The following is a 19201-nucleotide window of genomic DNA, read 5'->3' on the forward strand; positions in this document are numbered from 1 at the left end:
GATTCGCCGGGCGCGGCCATACCCCGAATGGGTGTGTGTCGCTTTTTGGCGCACCGGCATGGCAAAAAGCGGCAGTGCAGTTGACCCGTTTTGCCATAGATCCGGAGTTTGTCCGGCGCTTAAAGTGGCAGCCCTGAACCGACCCTGCAGAGCCTGCGATGACCGACCTGATCAAACACGAGCAACGCGACGGCGTGTTGACGCTGACCATCGACCGTCCGGACAAGCTCAACGCACTGAACAACGCTATGTACACGCAACTGGCCGAGCTGTTGCTGGCCGCCGACGAAGACCCGCAGACCGGCGTGATCATCCTCACCGGTGGCCCGGCGTGCTTCACCAGCGGCAACGACCTGGTGGATTTCCTGCAAAATCCGCCCACTCATCTGGACGCCCCGGCGTTCTATTTGATGAAGGTCGTCACGCGCCTGCAAAAACCGCTGATCGCGGCAGTCTGCGGGGCGGCCATCGGCATCGGCACCACCTTGCTGCTGCATTGCGATCAGGTACTGGTCACCCGCAACGCCAAGCTGCGCATGCCGTTCGTCAACATCGGCCTGTGCCCCGAATTCGGCGCCAGCCTGTTGCTGCCCCGCCGCCTCGGTCACGCCCGCGCCGCGAGCCTGCTGCTGTTGGGCAACGGCCTGGACGGCAACGAAGCGGTGGCCTGGGGCTTGGCCAACGAAGCCTTCGATGACGGCGAACAATGCCTGGCGGCGGCGACAAAAATCGCCCAGCGCTTCCTGGCCATGCCCCAGCAAGCCTTGCGCCAGTCCCGGCAGCTGATGAAACAGGCTTCCCTGGCCGAACTGGAAGCCACCCTGCGCGAAGAAAACACGCTGTTCATTCAGCGCCTGAATACCGACGAGGCGAAAACCGCCTTGAACGCCCTGCTCAATCGCAGTACAGATAAGAATCCACCGAAAGGAAACCAGCCATGAACACTCCAGAAATCTACGTCGTCAGCGCCGCCCGTACCGCCATCGGTACATTCGGCGGTTCGCTCAAGGACGTGCCACCGGCCGACCTCGCGACCACGGCCGTAAAGGCCGCCCTGGAGCGAGCCGCCGTGGACCCGGCGCTCGTTGGCCATCTGGTGATGGGCAACGTGATCCCGACCGAAACCCGCGATGCCTACATCTCCCGCGTCGCGGCGATGAACGCCGGCATTCCGAAGGAAACCCCGGCCTACAACGTCAACCGCCTGTGCGGTTCGGGCCTGCAAGCGATCATCAACGCCGCCCAGACCCTGATGCTCGGCGATGCCGACATCGTCGTTGGAGCCGGTGCCGAATCCATGAGCCGCGGCCCGTACCTGATGCCATCCGCCCGTTGGGGTTCGCGCATGGGCAACGCCCAGGTCATCGACTACATGCTCGGCATCCTGCATGACCCCTTCCATGGCATCCACATGGGCATCACCGCCGAGAACGTCGCCGCACGCAACGGCATCACCCGCGAAATGCAGGACGCCCTGGCATTCGAAGACCAGAAACGCGCGGCCCACGCGATTGCCAACGGCTACTTCAGCGAGCAGATCGCGACCGTGGAAATCCAGGATCGCAAAGGCGTCAAACTGTTCAGCGTCGACGAGCATCCACGCGCCACGTCCCTGGAACAGCTGGCGGCGATGAAGCCTGCGTTCAAGAAGGACGGCTCGGTCACCGCCGGCAACGCCTCGGGCCTCAACGACGGCGCCGCCGCACTGGTCATGGCCAGCGGCAACGCGGTCCAGGCCAACAACCTGAAACCCCTCGCCCGCCTGGTCAGCTACGCCCACGCCGGCGTCGAACCGGAATTCATGGGCCTGGGCCCGATCCCGGCCACCCGCCTGGCGCTCAAGCGCGCTGGCCTGACCGTCGCCGACCTGGACGTGATCGAAGCCAACATCGCCTTCGCCGCCCAGGCCTGCGCCGTCAGCCAGGAACTCGATCTTGATCCGGCCAAGGTCAACCCGAACGGTTCGGGCATCGCCCTGGGCCACCCGGTAGGCGCGACCGGCGCGATCATCGCCACCAAGGCCATCCACGAACTGCACCGCACCGGCGGCCGTTACGCGCTGGTGACCATGTGCATCGGTGGTGGCCAGGGGATTGCGGCGATTTTTGAACGCGTGTAAGCAACAGCTGTAAAAAAGGCCGGTGATCGCGCAGATCACCGGCCTTTTTTACATTTCCGCGAGCCGATTGTTTGCTACCTGACCACCGGCAGTAAAAATCAACTACCTGACCCACTCCATCGCACGCTTCACCAACAAATATGTTGCCAGGGGTCGAAATCAGCGCGGCACCTTTTCACCCTCGGCGAGAAAAATCTGCGTCGGCAGCTTGAAGCCGCGCAGCTTGAGCAGCGCCAGCGGTCCCGCGCCCAGTTCGGTGCGCAGGTGCCAGGTCAGGCCCAGGCCGTCCGGGGCCTTGAGCTGCACGCGGTAGTGGCTGTCGCCGTCGTCCAGCGTGGTGACCCGAGCCTGTTCGAGCAGGCGGATCAAGCCCCAAGTACCCTGGTAATCACCAAACAGTCGCTCGCCGGCCTGCACGCTGGTCCAGGTCAGGCTCACCCCCGGACGGTCGCTGTAGCCTGGCCAGCTGAAGCGTTGCCAGCTTTCCTTCTGGTTGAAGTAGTGGTGTTTTTCGCCGTTGAGGATGAAGGTGGTCTGCACCACGTCGCGCACCGGCTTGGCCCGTAGCTCGAACCCCAGGCCGAGACCGCCGTTGGTGAACAGCACATCGGCCAGGTGGCTGAGCTGATTGAGCGCCGCGAGAAACCGCGGGTTGATGCGCAGGCCCTGGCTGTGCCGCGAGTCGGCCACCCAGCGCTGGCCTTCCTTGCGCAACACACCGCCCAGTTGCTGTTGCAGGAACTGCTCGATGCGCCCGGAGTCGGCACGGATCATTTGCCCAAGCATCGGCAATGACGCATCGCTGGTGGTCGCCACGAACGGGTAACGCCCGGCAAACGCGCCGTGCCAGTCGCTGACGATCGCCCGTTGCCACTGGCGATTGAGGCTTGCCGCCGACGGCTGCAGCACCCTTTGCCAGGCCTGTTCCAGCGGCTGCACGAACAGGGTCTGGCCGACCCCGCCCCACTCCGCCCCCAGGCTGGCGGCGATCAGGCTGCCGTAGGCGCGGGTGTCGGTGAGGTCGACGCTTTTGCCCTGGAACACGGTTTGCGCCAGGGCCTGGGTCATCTCCTGCGGATCGGCGGCGCTGCTTACCTGTTGTAGCTTCAGGCGTACCCGGGTGACTTGGGTGAGGAAGGCCTGCAGGCTCAGCCGGTCGTTGTCGTTCTTGCCTTCGGCCTCCTTGCCCAACAGCGCCAGCAGCGGACCGAAGGTGGCGTCCAGCGGACCGCTCGCGCCGGGGACCTGTTGGTCGATCAGCGGCACCTTGTCCTGGGCTATCAGCTTCTGCGCGGAGTGGATCAACGACGCACCCAGGGCCGGGCCGCGAGTGCCGGCCTGGCCCTGATACGCCAGGGTGTTCATCAGCGCGATCAGCGGCGACTGGCGCACGTCGCTCATCAGGGTCAACTGGTCGATCACCTGATCCAGGCTGCGTGCCGGTTGCCAGTCCAGGCGGTTGAGGAAGTCCAGCCAGGCGCTGGCGTAGTCCTGGAAGTAGCGCTCGGTCAGGCGTTCCTTGAGTTGCTCCGGGCTCAAGTCGGCGGCGAGGCTGACGGGATTGTCGCTGAGTACCCAGTCGATCTCCTCGCGGCGCGCCTCGGCCACCTCGTCGATGGCTTGGCGGACCTGGCCCTCCCAGGCCTGGCGGGTGAACACCCCGGGCACGCTGGCCGTGGTGGCGAACAGCGCGCGGGCGTCGGTGTCGCCGACCATCTGCGGCAAGCTCAGAGCCGGGTAGTGATTGGCCGCCGCATCGAGCACCTGGCGGTACAGGCTGGCTTCGGCATTGCGCTGGCCAAGCTGGCCGAGCAGTACCTGACGGGCCTGGGCCACCAGCGTCGGGTCAGCCTCGATACGCCAGGCCGGATGGGCCGCCAGTTGCTCGGCATAAAACTGCCAGAGGCCGGGTGACAGGCCCTGCCAGAGCCCCGGCGTCATGTCGGCGCGCTGCGCCTGGGTCTCGACCAGCACCTTGGCGAGGAAAGCCGCGTCGGCTTTTTCCGGGCGCGCCATCATCAGGTAGGCCTTGAGCTGCGCGTAGGCTTGCGGGGCACGCCTGGCGCGTTTGGGGCTGTCCGGCGGCAACTGGATCAGCGCCTTGAGTTGCTGCTGCAGCCTGGCCACGGCCGGGTCGCGCAGCAACCGCTGGTTGGCGTCGACGTAGCGCGGCCACAGCGTCGCCAGCAATGGGTCGTTCTGGTTGAGGCCGAAGCGCAGGTACCAGGGCGTGCCGTGCTCGGCGCGGTAGTCCAGGCGCCCCAGCTCGCGGGTCAACTCGTTGAACGCCAGCAGTTGTTCGTCGGGGCTCTGCGACTGTTCGAGAGAGACCAACGTGCTCTGCATCTGGGCAATGTGCACGCGGTTGCTGGCGAAGGACAGCAGCAGGCCGGCGCCCCAGATCAGCGCCAGCCCCATTGCTAGTGAATAACTGATCCGCGTGGCGCCCCAGCCCAAACGGCGACGGTGAACAGTCTTGTCACCGAGCACGCCCTCCCAGGGCGGTGTGGCGTGCCAAAAGTGCTCAGTATTTCCCTTTTTTTCTTCGCCACCCGGCACCGGCAGGCTGAACCACAACCCGCGCAACGGCACGCCACGGGCAAACACCCGGAACAACGGCGTCAGCGCCTGCCGCCAACGGGCAATGCCCTCGACCTGCAAATCGCGGGACAGGCGCAGCAGGAAGTCATGATGAATGGCTCCATGCATCTGCGCCCATCCGGAGTCGCGCAGGGGTTCCAACAGGTCTTGCAGAGCATTCTCCACGGCCACCGGCGTCAACCGTGTCGGCAACAGACAACCCACCGCCTGGGTCTGGCGTGTTTTCTGGTCCCACTGACTGTCGCAGACCTGCCACAGGTGCAGCGGTAACTGCCAGCGCAGCTTGTGGGCCAGGGTTTGCAGGTGGCGTATGCCATGGTCCATGGCGCGGGGGTCGGCGCTTTGTGGTTTGTCGAGGGCTCAGATGACGCCGTCAAGGGGGCGCCAGCGGGTCAGGTTGCGCCACGCTTCGAGGCGTGAATCATCGAATTTGCTTTGCAGGCTACCGCCCCAAAGCAGGATGGTGTCGTGACCTTCCAGCCATTTTTGTACTGCCAGTTTGGGGGCGATGGCTTCGACCTGCTCGGGTTCGCCGACGACCAACAGAAAGCGAACCTTTGGCCGTTTGAGAAAACTGTAGTTCTCGCGCAGGTGCTCCTTTAATTCGGGGAACCAGGAAATGTCGGGGGAATCGCTCGGTTTGCTCAAGGGTGAAACCGGTGTTTCAGCGACCATTCCGATTATCCGATTCGACCGAGTCCCTGCCAGCCGATCCCAGGCCAGCAGAATGGTCGGGCAGGTCCAGCCGATGGCAAACCAGATGCCGAAACCGCGCAGCGCCAAGTCTTTGAGCGACAGTTGCGGCCAGCCGAAGTGAGTGCCGCTCAAGGCATACAGCAGACAACCCTGTATCACCAGTAATGCCAGGATCAGCAGATAACCCAATCCCACGCGAATCAAAGAACCCTTGTACTTTGCGTTATTCATTGCCATGAGGCACCGCCATTCCAATAGCCAATCGCTTGTTTCCATCCTGACTCAGCCAACCGCAAGGTTGTCCGGCCTTCCCCGCCTGTAACAGCGCCAGGGACATACCAATGAATGGTGCGATATGCGCCAGTCCCCCCCAGTGTCTTGCCAATTGATGTTCGCCAGCCGACCACCCGCCTTCCACGAAGGCTTCCTGGCTTTCCTTATCCATTGCAAGGCAGGTTGGGGGGGGCCGAGTCGATCCCGGCATATCGCTGCATTTGTGTACAGAGGCCTACAGCTGTCTGGTGCGTCTCATTCAAGTACTCTCCCCGGTGCAACACCTGGCGCCCCTGCGAACTCACCAGCCAGAGAAAGCCCGCCTCGCCGGGCAGTTCTGTGCCTTCAGCACTTTCGACCGAGATCACGCCAGCGCACAGCACCCAATCATCCTTGTCACGACAATCGTGGAAAAAGGCATCGATCAGAGCGTCCAGATCGGTCAGATCGTCCAAAGGCAAGCGTGCTTCGGGCAGCACCACTCCCCCCTTGCCCAGTGCCGTTGTGAAGGCGGTCTGGCTGCTCTCATCCCCCATCCAGACAACACCTCGCAATGCCGGCCAACGTTCTTTCAATTCCGGGAGTTCAAGGGTCATCCGAGCCAGATACCGAGCCAGGGCCGGTGCGCGCAGGGTGGTCTTGGTCAGCGAAAGCGGGCAACAAAACCGTACCTGTGAGGCCTCCCGCAGTTTCGATGGCTTCGGCAAAGAGGTGCCTGCCATCAACCCTTGGTAATTGTCCTGGACATCGCCCGCTGGACCAATCAACCACACCTGCTGCACCGGCAAACCCAGACTGCGGCGCCGCCACCAGCGCTGAACCGCGGCGTCCACGCTACGGTGATACACGCCGTTGCCAAACAGGCCGATTTGCCATGCCAACACGCGCAGGGCCAATGCCAACGCCCAACACAACGGCAGCACGGCACTCCATAACCACAGCTCCAGCCGTGGCTGATCCTCAGGCCACAGCGTGAGCAAGGCGGCCGCCTGCAGGCCCCATAGCCACAGTAAAACCAGCCACCAGCACCGCCACTGTGGAACACTTGGCGCCACTACCTCGGGGTACTCCGGCGGCCGATTCATGGCACCACCCCCATGGAGGAAACCGCCAGGGTGCTGACCAACCGGCAACCACAGTCACAGCGGTAGCCATCCAGCGCCAACAATTTGCCTTCCATGGTGAACCCCGAGGCGCCCTCGCTGATACGCGTCGTGCCGTGTTTGTCGCAGCGCACCTTGTCACCCATGCAAGCCACCGGCATGCCGAAGGCTTCGAAGTGACCTTCCAGCACCTCGCCGCCATAAGGGCGCAGCGGATCGCCCCTACGCACCAAGGGCATCAAGACACCACCTCCTTCACCCGCTCGACCAACCCGCCACTGCGGGTCAGGTAGTCGAGCATGTTCTCCATGCGCAGCGCGTCTTCGGCTTTGACAATGGCCTGCTTTTGCTGCGCCACGACCTGGCCGATGGCCAACGTCGATTTCAGGATCTGCTCCGCGCCCGGCAGGAAGGGTTCCACTTCGCCCGTGGCGGCGTTGATCACCTGATAACCCACTGATGCCGCGACCATCGTCCCGGCAAAGGCTTTGCCGCCGTAACGACGAATGCTGTACGCCCCGCCCAACACCAGGGCAATGCCCACCACGCGTCCCGCCACCACGACCGGCGTCCAGCGCTTGTTGGATTCATCGCCGAAATACACCGCGCGATAACGGAAGTAATCACCAAACATCTCCCGCGAATTCATGAAGTCATGCAGGAACCAGGCGCGGGAGTCGTGTACCTGATCGTCGAACATGGCGACTACCGCAGCGATCGACGCTGAGTCACTCACTTCAAACCGATTGTCCCTACGTTCGATGAACAGTTCCTTGGCGCGCAACTCTCCGGCCGCCTTGATCTGCGCGTACTCGCGCTGCTCGTCATCCTCGCTGAGCAGATACACCGTGTCCCTCAGCACGCCATCGAATACCAATCCCCCAAAGCTGGTCTGATCTCGGCGCCACTGCTGATAGTCGTGTTCGAACTCGACGGCGGCCTCGCGGATTTGCTGCTGGTCCAGCACTGGTTCGTAAGGCGGTGGGCCGGCAAGGGCGGCCAGATTTTGCGTTTCGACGGGTTGGCCTCGAACGCCCGCGCGGGCCCCTTTGGCCTTCTTCGTATCCATCTGACGCTGGGCTTTCTGCTCGGCTTGCAGGGTCGCGTTGGTTTGCACGGCCTGGCCGTAAAAAGGCTGATTGGCATAACTGCCCCGGGCGAATCGCTCGATTCGCCAACCAGTGAGCCAGGCCAGTTGCGCGGCCATGGTGTCTTCCAGGTTGTGGCCAAGGCGTAGGGGTTCGCTGGTGGTTGGAGTTGAGGCAGGGTCTTCGGCCAAGCCCAGGGTGGTGCGCCAGGCGTTGAAGCGGTTGATGAGCGAATCGTCCAGTGCAAATTCTTTTTCGGTTGCCGTCGACATGGCTCGTGTCGGTTGAATTTGTCGAAGGTCATCCGGGACTATTGCTTCGGACACAGTCAATGGCGCGCCCGCCGAGAAGGCCGCTGCATACAAGTCATGCAGAACAATCTGCGACAACAACTCGCCCGCCCCACCGCGGGCCTTGCCCTGATCCCCAGGTGGGTATCCACCGCCAACGTCCGAATGCATGCCGGGGTAAACCACTTCAGTGGCATAGGGCGGGTAACGGCCGTCGGCATAACGGATCGAGTCCAGCGGGAAACACAACCGCTGCTCGTGGGCGGCGACGAAGTGCCGGCAGTCCTTGATCCACTCAGGGAAACGCGCGACATCCGGCAGTGACTGTGTGCCATCAGCCCAGTCCATATGCCCTTCGGCAAAGGGCGCGGCACGGGCGCTGCCCACCGAGGCCACAGTGTCCAGCAGGCCGAGGAATTCGATGCTCAACGGCAGGCCCAACAGCTTTTGCTCCGGGAGTTCGACGCCTTGCGGGGTATCGAACAGCTCGCTCAACCAGGTGACGAAAGTACGCGCCTCGGCGGCGCCGCGAGAAAAGCCATAGACGAACAATTTGATCGCCAGCACTTTGGGTTGCGCCGTCGCGACCTTGGCCCGCAACGGCTCCAGCAGCGAAGCCATGGCCTGGCGGCGGCTGCTTTTGCCCAATGCGGTCATGGGCCAGGTGGTGGCCATGGCTTTGAGCTTGGTCTGCATCGTGGTCAGCGATAAATCATCTTTAGTCAGTGCAACGGACAACGCGTTTGCGATCTGAAGCAATCCCCAATTGATCCGGTCCTCGCCCCGGTTGGCGAACGCCATACCCATGGTACTGAAATCCAGTTCGCCAATCTCGGGAAAGGGGGTGCCCACGCCAGGAATGTAATAGCGGAAATAACCGCTTTCCGGCTGAAGAATGCTGGCGTGAAAAAGCCGTGCAATATTGGTCGGGTGTGGCGGCTCGGCCACACGAGTGTCGTTGTGCTCGTTGTTATTAGTGCCATCGAAAAACAAGCTGATGTGCAACGCGCGCGCGCACGTGGAAGCCCCACGAAATCCGCGCTGGGCATTTAACTCCTGGCGATACAACTCCACTTCAGCCGTTTGCCGTTGGTAATTCTCCCTTACCGCTTCAGGATCGCTGGGTAAACGCCGCTCCTTGGGAAATAGGGCCGGGACATATACAGAATCACGATTCTTTATTTCGGACATACGGCTGGTTCCTGCATGTTCAGAGGTTCCTTGATCGGATAGGCAGGTTGACCATAAGCCATGCAGGCAGTGGTAGCTTTAACCTGATCACAAGGTAAAAAATGAATTTTTAACGAACACAAATTCTCTGCTTCATATGGTGGAAGCTCCACGATGGCAGTGTGTCTTCCGTAATTGGCTTCATGTTTAGCCAATGCAGATTCATCAAAATTAAACCCATCGGGTTTACGTTTAATTTTTTCATAGGGGGCTGGATCAGTTTCCCACTCCACTTTGAACTTCAAATCCGGCGACCATTGGCTGGGCAACATCACACAACACACTCCCCCCCCGTATCCATTAGGACTGGCATTGCCCCCCCCATAACCATTTACCGAAAAACTATTGATGGCTGCGGACGTATGGTTAACCGCATTCAAATTACCGCCCAAATATTTTGGCGTCCCCGGAGAGCACCCGGTCAGCAACAACAGCAAACTACCGACAGCCCACTGCCGCCCAGCCTTCCCTTTCTCATTACTCATTAAACTCCTCCCTGTTTATTAAGTTGCGCACGAAAAATGCCTGCGACAGGCAACTTTCGTTCACTACCTTTTCTTGAGACGGGAAACACAGACGCTTCTCATGGGCGGCGACGAAGTGCCGGCAGTCCTTGATCCATTCGGGGAAACGCCCGACATCGGGCAGTGATTGAGTGCCATCGGCCCAGTCCATATGCCCTTCGGCGAAGGGCGCGGCACGGGCGCTGCCCACCGAGGCCACGGTATCCAGCAAACCAAGGAATTCGATACTCAATGGCAGGCCAAGGAGCTTTTGTTCTGGAAGCTCGGCGCCTTGCGGCGTGTCAAACAACTCGCTCAACCAGGTGATGAAGGTGCGCGCCTCGGCGGCCCCCCGGGAAAAGCCATAAACGAACAACTTGATCGCCAGCACCGTGGGTTGCGCCGTCGACACCTTGACCCGCAACGGCTCCAGCAGCGAAACCATGGCCTGGCGGCGGCTGCTTTTGCCCAAGGCGGTCATGGGCCAGGTGGTGGCCATGGCTTTGAGCTTGGTCTGGGCGACCGGGAGCGCCAAGCCCTTCTTGTTATCTAACGCAAAAGACAACGCGTCGGCGATTCTCAGCAGTCCCCAGTTGATCCGGTCCTCGCCCCGGTTGGCAAACGCCATACCCATGATACTGAAGTCCAGTTCGCCAATCTCGGGAAAGGGGGTGCCCACGCCGGGGATGTAGTAACCAAAATAACCGTTTTCCGGTTGATCCAGACTGGCGTGAAACAGCCGCGCGATATTGGTCGGGTGGGGCGGTTTGGCCTCGCGGGTATCGTAGGGCTCGTTGTTGTTGGTGCCATCGAAAAACAGGCTGATGTGCAGGGCACGCGCGCAGGTGGAAGCGCCGCGAAACCCGCGTTGGGCATTCAACTGCTGACGGTACAACTCCACTTCGGCCGTTTGCCGATCGTAATTGTCCCTCACAACTGCTGGATCGCTGGGCAACCGCCCTTCCTTGGGAAACAGGGACGGGACATACACGGAATCACGATTCTTTACTTCGGACATACGGCTGGCTCCTGCATGTTCAGAGGTTCCTTGATCGGACTGTTGGGTGACGGGTAGCGCCAGCAGGAAGTGGACACCTTGACCTGATGACAAGGTAGAAAGTGCACTTCCAACGCACACAGTTCGTCTTCATAGGGCGGAAGTTCCACAATCGCAGTGTGTTGCTGGTACTTGGCTTTATGCTTGACCATAAAGGCCCGAAACTCATCGGTTCCCAATGGAGGGGATTTAGCATAAGGATCAGAATCAGTTTCCCACTCCACTTTGAACTTCAAACCCGGCGACCATTGGCTGGGCAACATCACACAACACACTCCCCCTCCATAACCAAACGGAGAGATGTTTCTTCCACCATAACCATTTACGGAAAAATGATTGATCGCCGCCGACGTGTGATTAACCCCGCTCAAATCCCCGGCCAGGAACTTCGGCGTCCCCGGAGAACACCCGACCAGTAACAACAGCAAACTACCGACAGCCCATTGCCGCCCGACCTTCCCTTTCTCATTACTCATTAAACGCCTCCCTGTTTATTAAGCTGCGCACGAAAAATGCCTGCGGCAGGAAACTTTCGTTCACTACCTACGGCATCACGGGTCTTTACTTCGGACATACGGCAGGCTCCTTCATTTTTATTGGCTCTTTGATCGGACTATTGGGTGAGGGATAAGCCCAACAGGAAGTGGACACCTTGACTTGATGACACGGCAGAAAATGCACTTCCAACGCACACAGTTCGTCTTCATAAGGCGGAAGTTCCACAATGGCAGTGTGTTGCTGGTACTTGGCTTTATGCTGATCGTATGCATCTGGATCGAATCCATAACCCGATGTTTTGCGTTTTATTTTTGCGTTTGGATTCGGATCGGTTTCCCACTCCACTTTGAACTTCAAACCCGGCGACCATTGGCTGGGCAACATCACACAACACACTCCACCCCCGTATCCATTAGGACTGGCATTCCCTCCTCCATAACCATTCACCATGAAGTAATTAATAGCCGCCGACGTGTGATTAACCCCATTCAAATCCCCGGCCAGATACTTCGGAGTCCCCGGAGAGCACCCGCCCAGCAACAACAGCAAACTACCGACAGCCCATTGCCGCCCAGCCTTCCCTTTCTCGTTACCCATTAAACGCTCCCTGTTTATTAAGTCGCGTACGACAAACACCCGGAATGAAAATTTTTTCACTTAAACCTACATATACCTGCAACAAACACATTGGCTACGCATAGATACAGACACCCCTTAAACCACAGATAATCCGCCCACTTAATAAGTATGTGAGCTTGGACGCCAGCGTGGCTCAACCGAAAACTTTACATCCGGATATTTTATAGCTGGCGAAATTGAAACTTTACTTTCCTTGTCTTCTACCCCTTGCCTACCATCATAGAAAACAAAAGTATTGTTATTTGAATGCAGCCAATCGTTTACTTTTGAGCTGTTGACAGAAGACGCAGAAAGCTTATCTGGAAAAACAAACCTAACCTTTACATCATCATAACGCTCTCCATAATACATCCACATTGAATCAGGCAAGTATCCTTTGAAGGCCGGTATATAAGCCGTCATCGAAGAGTCAACAAGGGGAGCACCATCAACATATAACCTCAGGTCTTTTTTAGTGCCATTCTTATACTCCACCCCATACCTAATTGATTGCGCAGAAGCTCGGAAGCTTTTTGAACCACCAAAGTCAAACTTAATATACCCATGATTCGGCTCCATTCTCGCCTGGATATCAGTCATTTCTTCTTTTCTATCTGCACGCGCGTAGTCATGGGGAATGCTCAGCGTATCGACCGCCAGATCGACTGGAATACTGGCCAGCACGACAACCGGACAAATAATTGTTATATAACAAAGCACGGATGCAAGATCCGCATTAAATGTTAGTACCTGAACATCTGTTACTACCCCCCTGTAATAATCTGCATCGCTGGCAAAACCCAAGTTTTCAATCCGCGCCGCATTTGTTCCGCACCCCATAAGAGATGAGACAAGCAGCCCCACCAATATTAATTTCGCTATAAATTTAGTCACTCTTGCCCCTCTCCACTCGCACCAGACAACACAGCAAATTTGTCCACCGCACAAGCATTCAAACCCCCGAAATAATTTTCGCAACTTGCTTGAAGCACAACGTGGTAACAGCGAGAAAAACACTCCTCACTGGATAGTTGTGAAAACGCTTTCACTGCAAACCCGAGCAACTTTTGCGCATCACTGATGCAGCCCAACCGATCAAACTGCGCATCCGTCAACTCAACCGGAGTGTTTGCTTCTCCAAGTACCTGATCCGAGCCATAGGTGCCCGGTTGCCAGGCAATCCGTTGATCCCGATCCAGCCAACTCCAGAACAGCGCCAGGCTCAGAAACCGTTGTTTCTGTTCCGGATCCAGGACGCTTGCCAACAATTGCGGTAGCACACGCGGATCGTAGAAACGCAGCAAGCCAGACTCTCCTCCCCATTCAAGCTGTGAAAGTCCTTGCAGGGTCTTGGTCAGAACATCGAACGGGATGGGGGAAATCAACAACATGAGTCTCGGCATGTGCCCCATCTGCTCGATGATTTCTTCCAGCCAGGCTTTGTGGTGCCAATCGTCCAGACTGATGCGCATCAGGATCGGCGCCTGAGGCAACAACGTCTCCTCCGGCGTTGTGCTGAAAAATGAAAACCAGGGAATGGCTGGCTCGATGGCTTCGAGTGCTGGTAGCAGGGAAACATCGGAGCCCGCTTGGTCGACGATTAAATCAACATGATCGAGGTCCGCTGCACGGCACAAGCCTTCCAACTGGTCGAGCCACTGTTCATAAGTTTCTTGCATTTATCGTCCCCCACCGGTCGTGCGCATCACTGCGCCCGCCGCCTCGGCTTGAGCAATTTTCAGGCACTCTTCACACACCGACTTCGGCAACACCATCAACGGAAAACTCTGGCCGCCAGGCCCCTCCCAGATATGCTGCCCCCGAGACGTCAGCTTGCTGGAGCTTTCCTGAGTGATGCCGTCGTTCGGATCGATGCGGATGAAATTTTCTCCACTGGCCAGCGTGATGCCTTTTTTGGCCGTGAACAGCAGATGCCCCTGCACCGACTGCATCGTGACGTCCAGCTGGGCAATCAGATTCAGTAGATCGTCGTGGGACTCGATTTCCAGCGGCCCCTTGCCGGAGACCACGCGCAGGCCTCCCTGCTGGGCCAACAGGGAGATGCCTTGAATGGCGTGGGCTAAAAGACGCTGGACGGCGGCCAGATTGATGTCGTCGTCACTTTGCAGGTGGAGCGCGTCGCCACTTTTCAGAAGCAGGCTGGCCGGCGTCACCGCACCGATGCCCTTGGGTGCGCTGAGCAAGATGGCCGCGTCGGCCAGGTCTTTCGCGGCGCTTTGCAACTGCTGCAAGCCGTCGAGAGTGGGCTGGCGGCTGTGGTGGGCCAGGGCGATATCTTGCCAGTAGGCTATCTGCCCTTTCGCCCCCTCGATCAGGCTGGATGCGGCCCCCATCTCCAGCACCTGCCCTTGGGCTTTGCTCTGTTCATCGGAGCTGATAAACAACCCCTTGCCCGCGCGAATCGCGCCCCAGGCATCGGTGCGCAACTCAAACCCTTCACCCCGTTTTTGCCGCTCGGCATCCACCACGTGCCCAAGGTTGAGCTGACTCTTGCCGCTGTGTTCGGTGCTGAGCTTGATGTGCTCCTGCCCGCGGGTATCGTCCAGCCGCAGTTTGTTGTTGGCCGGGGTGCGCAGCACGTTGCGCTTTTCGTTGTACATGGTGACGTGGTCGGGGTGCTGGCTGTCGTGCAGGGCGTGGGCGATGTAGGGCCGGTCCGGGTCGCCCTGTTCGAAGGCCACCGCCACTTCGGTGCCGGCGATCAGCGGCAGGTGCAGGCCGTGGGTGTCGCCGGCGTATGCCCGGGCCAGGCGCAGCCAGGTGCTTTCGCGACCGGCGTCCCAAGTGTCGCGGTCGAACAGGAATTGCACCCGGTAGCGGCCTTCGGCGTCGGTATCGGCGTAGGGGTTGTGGGCCTGCGCGCTGGTCACCCGGGCCGGCACGGTGCCGGCGATCAAGGGTTTGGGCGGTACGTCTGGGCGAAAGCACACCGTCTGCGCATAGGGGATGGCCTGGAAGCTGCACTCGAAGCTGCGGTCGCGGGTGGCGCTGGCCTGAAGCCCGATGATCACCGCCCGCGGCGCGAAGGCCTGGGGCGCGCCGTCGGTGACTTCCAGCACCTGGCCCGGCGCCAGGCAGGCGCTGCTGCTCATGCCGCGCAGGCGAGTGCGGCGGTTGAGGTAACGCTCGTGGCGCAGGCGCGCATAGAAGTAGCCGCTTTCGCACTGCACGTCTTCGGGGAAGGCATGGCGGTCGCCGAGCGCGGTGTAGGGTTCGGCGTAGTGATAGGCCTCGCCGTAGGTGCCCTTGGCGCCGCGCGTCTGGTCGATGTCGCCGTCGAGGTGCGCGCGGGCGTCACGGTGGTGGTAGGCGCGGATGTTCACGTGCTGTTCCACCACCTGGTGTTCCGACTGCAGGGCCCAGACGCTGTCCTGGTCGCTGCTCAGCCCGGAGAGCGGCCGCAGCGGCAGTTCGACGTCGAACTGGTAGGCGCGCGGGGAGTCGTGGAATTCGACGACGTCGATACTCAGGCGTTCGTCGCTGGTGAAGCGGTACCAGATGCCGACTTCGGCCAGCAACCGGGCGATGAAGGCCAGGTCGCTTTCGCCGTATTGCATCACCTGCTCGCGCCGGGGGTACTCGCGGTGCAGGTGGAAGAGGAAGTCCTGGCCCCTGAAATCGTGGCGGCCGCGCAGGATGTGCTCGACGATTTCCGGCACCGACCGGTGCTGGTAGATCCGGTATTGCCGGCCCCGCGCGAGCAGCGCCAGGCGCGGTTGCAGGGTGACTTCGTAGCGCGCCTCGTCGACGGAAGCGGACAGGCGTTTGAAGCTACTGATTACCCCGTGCAAGCTGCGCAGCGGCTTGACTTCGGACGGTTCGAAGATCAGCGACGAGACCTTTTCCGGCAGTGCGTGCAGGCTGAAGCTGGCGGGTTGGCCAAGCATGAGTTCGGCGTCGATGTCGAGCTGGCTGGAGGTGAACTCGATGTAGTAGCTGAACGGCTGGCTGAGGTGTTCTTCGCCGTGGAAGGCCAGGACGTCGAGGGGGGCGTCCACCTCTCGGACCCAGAGTGTGTGGCGGCTGTGGTCGAAGAAAACGGGCAATACGGGGTGCATGTTGCAGACCTCCCTAGTCTATCGATGCAGGCGGGGAGGCTTCGTTGCCGCCCTCGCTCGAGCGCCGGGAAGCTTTCAAGAAGCTGACAATGGTTGATATAGGACGCTTCTAATGAGCGTGTAGGGTGTTTCCGAATTATGCGGCAGACCACAACGCCCTAAGACTCTGCCTACAACAGCAAAAAAATCCTCGGCATCTCGACAGTGGCCATGAATGAGTCTTCCTGATCAGAACTCCACCTGACGACCGGCAGCAAAAACCACTTGTCACGAAATATTACATACATCATATTACAGCCATCATAATTAAACGCCGCCCCGACAGGTACCCCTCCATGACCAGCATGTCCACCGTAGAACCCGATCTGGACGCCCCGGTGAAACCAGCAAAACCTCCCCTGCTCAAACGCCTGCTGTTGCCAACCGTTGGTATCGCGGCACTGGTGCTGGCTGGTGTGTACGGTGCGCATTGGTGGAGCGTCGGGCGCTTCATCGAGGAAACCGACGACGCCTACATCGGCGGCGACGTTACGGTGATCGGGCCAAAGGTGGCGGGTTACATCGACGAAGTGCTGGTGACCGACAACCAGAAGGTCAAGGCCGGCGATGTGCTGATCCGTCTCGATTCGCGCGACTACCGCGCCAACCTGGCCAAGGCCGAAGGCGCAGTGGCCGCCGAAGAAGCCCTGCTCGCCAACCTAGAAGCCACCGAACAACTGCAACAGGCCGTCATCGGCCAGGCCCGTGCCGGCATCGACGCCGCCGGTGCCGAAACCGCCCGCTCCCGGGACGATGATAGCCGCTACAAAAAACTGGTGACCACCAACGCCGTCTCGGTGGAAAGCGCCCAGCGGGCCAACGCCACGTTCAAGACGGCCCAGGCCCAAAGCAACCGCGCCCAGGCTGAATTGCTGGCCGCGCAGCGCCAGTTGAATGTGATCGACACCCAGAAACAACAAGCCCGGGCCGCCCTGATCCAGGCCAAGGCCGAGCGCGACCTGGCGCAATTGAATGTCGGCTACACCGAACTGAAGGCACCAGTCGACGGTGTGATCGGCAATCGCCGGGCCCGGGTCGGCGCCTATGCCCAGGCCGGCTCGCAATTGCTCTCGGTGGTGCCGACCAGCGGCCTGTGGGTCGATGCCAACTTCAAGGAAGACCAACTGGCACACATGGTGCCGGGGCAACGGGTAGTGATCCGTGCCGACGTGCTCTCGGGGCAGGAATTCCACGGTCACCTGGACAGCCTCGCCCCCGCCAGCGGTTCGCAATTCAGTGTGTTGCCACCGGAAAACGCCACCGGCAACTTCACCAAGATCGTGCAGCGGGTGCCGGTGCGGATTCACCTCGACCCGGCCGACAGTGTGCTCGGCCACCTGCGTCCGGGGTTGTCGGTGACCGCTGAAGTGGACACGCGCAAGGAGCCTGAGGCGCCAGCCGTGGCCAGCGCACCATGAGTCGCGCCCTTGCCGCCCCGGCGCAACCGTTCAATGCCGCGAGCATGGCGACGGCGACCAAGGTCTTCGCCTTTGCCAGCATGTGCATCGGCATGTTCATTGCGCTGCTGGATATTCAGATCGTCTCGGCTTCGTTGCGTGACATCGGCGGCGGGCTCTCCGCCGGCACCGACGAAACCGCGTGGGTGCAAACCAGTTACCTGATCGCCGAAATCATCGTGATCCCGCTGTCGGGCTGGCTGTCCCGGGTGTTCTCGACGCGCTGGCTGTTCTGCGCATCGGCGGTGGGCTTTACCCTGGCCAGCCTGTTGTGCGGCGTGGCCTGGAACATCCAGAGCATGATTGCCTTCCGTGCCCTGCAAGGGTTTCTGGGCGGCTCGATGATTCCACTGGTGTTCACCACGGCCTTCGTGTTCTTCACCGGCAAGCAACGGGTGATCGCCGCCGCGACCATCGGCGCAGTGGCGTCCCTGGCACCGACCCTGGGGCCGGTGATCGGTGGCTGGATCACCGACATATCCTCCTGGCACTGGCTGTTCTACATAAACCTGCTCCCCGGCATCTTTGTCGCCGTGGCCGTGCCGATGCTGGTGAAAATCGACCAGCCGGAACTGTCGCTGCTCAAAGGCGCGGATTACTTGAGCATGGTGTTTCTGGCGCTGTTCCTCGGCTGCCTGGAATACACCCTCGAAGAAGGCCCGCGCTGGAACTGGTTCAGTGACCGCACGATCCTGACCACCGCATGGATCAGCGGCCTGGCCGGACTGGCATTCATCGGCCGGACCTTGCACGTGGCCAATCCGATTGTCGATCTGCGCGCCTTGAAGGATCGCAACTTTGCCCTCGGCTGTTTCTTCTCGTTCGTCACCGGCATCGGCCTGTTCGCCACCATTTACCTGACGCCGCTGTTCCTCGGCCGGGTGCGTGGCTACGGAGCGCTGGACATTGGTCTGGCGGTTTTCTCCACCGGGGTGTTCCAGATCATGGCGATTCCGCTGTATGCCTTTCTGGCCAACCGCATCGACCTGCGCTGGATCATGATGACCGGCCTTGGGCTGTTCGCGTTATCGATGTGGGATTTCAGCCCGATCACCCATGACTGGGGGGCCAAGGAGTTGATGCTGCCGCAAGCCTTGCGCGGGATTGCCCAGCAATTGGCGGTACCACCGGCGGTGACTTTGACCCTTGGCGGCCTGGCACCGGCGCGGCTAAAGCATGCGTCGGGGTTGTTCAACCTGATGCGCAACCTGGGCGGGGCTATCGGCATCGCTGCGTGTGCGACCATTCTCAACGACCGCACCAATCTGCACTTCACCCGGTTGGCGGAGAACCTCAACAGCACCAACGAGGCACTCAACCAATGGCTGTCCCAGGTCGGCAACAACTTTGCCGCCTTTGGCCAGAGCGGTGACGCAGGGGTGACTGCCAGCCTGCATCAGCTATGGTTGCTGACATACCGCGAAGCCCAGACGCAAACCTATGGCGATGCGTTCCTGATGATCATGGTCTGCTTCATTATCGCCACGGCGATGGTGCCCCTGATGCGCAAGGTGCAACCACCGGCCGCGCCGAGTGCCGATGCTCATTGA

The 19201-nt window shown here is 60.3% G+C and carries 13 protein-coding genes and 2 pseudogenes; 4 read left to right on the forward strand and 11 right to left on the reverse strand.

Going from position 1 to position 19201, the window contains the following annotated elements; genetic code table 11:
• The first annotated feature begins 158 nt into the window (after positions 1-158).
• Positions 159-941 carry an enoyl-CoA hydratase-related protein gene (locus tag ACM6G4_RS00805; RefSeq protein ID WP_056722569.1) on the forward strand — a complete coding sequence of 261 codons (783 nt, stop codon included), beginning with the start codon at positions 159-161 and terminating at the stop codon, positions 939-941.
• Positions 938-2119 (forward strand): acetyl-CoA C-acyltransferase family protein, encoded by a 1182-nt coding sequence (locus ACM6G4_RS00810; protein ID WP_223541391.1) that lies wholly within the window; start codon positions 938-940, stop codon positions 2117-2119. Before ACM6G4_RS00805 ends, ACM6G4_RS00810 begins: the two co-directional genes overlap by 4 nt.
• 159 nt (positions 2120-2278) lie before the next feature.
• Here ACM6G4_RS00810 and ACM6G4_RS00815 read toward each other — a convergent pair.
• The 11 genes and pseudogenes from ACM6G4_RS00815 to ACM6G4_RS00865 form a co-directional block, all read right to left on the reverse strand.
• Positions 2279-5647 (reverse strand): annotated as a pseudogene (locus tag ACM6G4_RS00815) (ImcF-related family protein).
• Positions 5640-6630, reverse strand: a pseudogene (locus tag ACM6G4_RS00820) (hypothetical protein). The pseudogenes ACM6G4_RS00815 and ACM6G4_RS00820 overlap by 8 nt, the downstream one beginning before the upstream one ends.
• 140 nt (positions 6631-6770) lie before the next feature.
• Positions 6771-7034: a PAAR domain-containing protein gene (locus tag ACM6G4_RS00825; RefSeq protein WP_056722572.1), complete on the reverse strand. Its 264-nt coding sequence runs from the start codon at positions 7032-7034 to the stop codon at positions 6771-6773.
• Positions 7031-9361: a T6SS phospholipase effector Tle1-like catalytic domain-containing protein gene (locus tag ACM6G4_RS00830; RefSeq protein ID WP_414912805.1), complete on the reverse strand. Its 2331-nt coding sequence runs from the start codon at positions 9359-9361 to the stop codon at positions 7031-7033. The genes ACM6G4_RS00825 and ACM6G4_RS00830 overlap by 4 nt, the downstream gene beginning before the upstream one ends.
• Entirely contained in the window at positions 9349-9885 is a 537-nt protein-coding gene (locus tag ACM6G4_RS00835; RefSeq protein WP_414912806.1) for a DUF3304 domain-containing protein, read from the reverse strand. Before ACM6G4_RS00835 ends, ACM6G4_RS00830 begins: the two co-directional genes overlap by 13 nt.
• Positions 9878-10921 carry a DUF2235 domain-containing protein gene (locus tag ACM6G4_RS00840; protein WP_082562900.1) on the reverse strand — a complete coding sequence of 348 codons (1044 nt, stop codon included), beginning with the start codon at positions 10919-10921 and terminating at the stop codon, positions 9878-9880. The genes ACM6G4_RS00835 and ACM6G4_RS00840 overlap by 8 nt, the downstream gene beginning before the upstream one ends.
• A complete protein-coding gene (locus ACM6G4_RS00845) occupies positions 10909-11436 on the reverse strand; it encodes a DUF3304 domain-containing protein (protein ID WP_414912807.1) in 528 nt (175 codons plus the stop codon). The genes ACM6G4_RS00840 and ACM6G4_RS00845 overlap by 13 nt, the downstream gene beginning before the upstream one ends.
• Positions 11437-11521: 85 nt before the next feature.
• Positions 11522-12055: a DUF3304 domain-containing protein gene (locus tag ACM6G4_RS00850; RefSeq protein ID WP_409079165.1), complete on the reverse strand. Its 534-nt coding sequence runs from the start codon at positions 12053-12055 to the stop codon at positions 11522-11524.
• Between the two features lie 141 nt (positions 12056-12196).
• Positions 12197-12970, reverse strand: coding sequence for a hypothetical protein (locus ACM6G4_RS00855; protein ID WP_414912808.1), 774 nt, complete (start codon positions 12968-12970; stop codon positions 12197-12199).
• Positions 12967-13755 (reverse strand): DUF4123 domain-containing protein, encoded by a 789-nt coding sequence (locus ACM6G4_RS00860; RefSeq protein ID WP_414912809.1) that lies wholly within the window; start codon positions 13753-13755, stop codon positions 12967-12969. The genes ACM6G4_RS00855 and ACM6G4_RS00860 overlap by 4 nt, the downstream gene beginning before the upstream one ends.
• On the reverse strand, positions 13756-16155 hold the full coding sequence (locus ACM6G4_RS00865; RefSeq protein ID WP_414912810.1) for a type VI secretion system Vgr family protein: 2400 nt from the start codon (positions 16153-16155) through the stop codon (positions 13756-13758).
• A gap of 335 nt (positions 16156-16490) precedes the next feature.
• Here ACM6G4_RS00865 and ACM6G4_RS00870 point away from each other — a divergent pair, with 335 nt between their 5' ends.
• Together ACM6G4_RS00870 and ACM6G4_RS00875 are read left to right on the forward strand one after the other, a co-directional pair.
• Positions 16491-17612 (forward strand): HlyD family secretion protein, encoded by a 1122-nt coding sequence (locus tag ACM6G4_RS00870; RefSeq protein WP_414912811.1) that lies wholly within the window; start codon positions 16491-16493, stop codon positions 17610-17612.
• Positions 17609-19201, forward strand: coding sequence for a DHA2 family efflux MFS transporter permease subunit (locus ACM6G4_RS00875; protein WP_056722586.1), 1593 nt, complete (start codon positions 17609-17611; stop codon positions 19199-19201). The genes ACM6G4_RS00870 and ACM6G4_RS00875 overlap by 4 nt, the downstream gene beginning before the upstream one ends.

This window comes from Pseudomonas sp. IT-P258 (genome assembly GCF_949767825.1).
Classification (GTDB): Bacteria; Pseudomonadota; Gammaproteobacteria; order Pseudomonadales; family Pseudomonadaceae; genus Aquipseudomonas; species Aquipseudomonas monachiensis.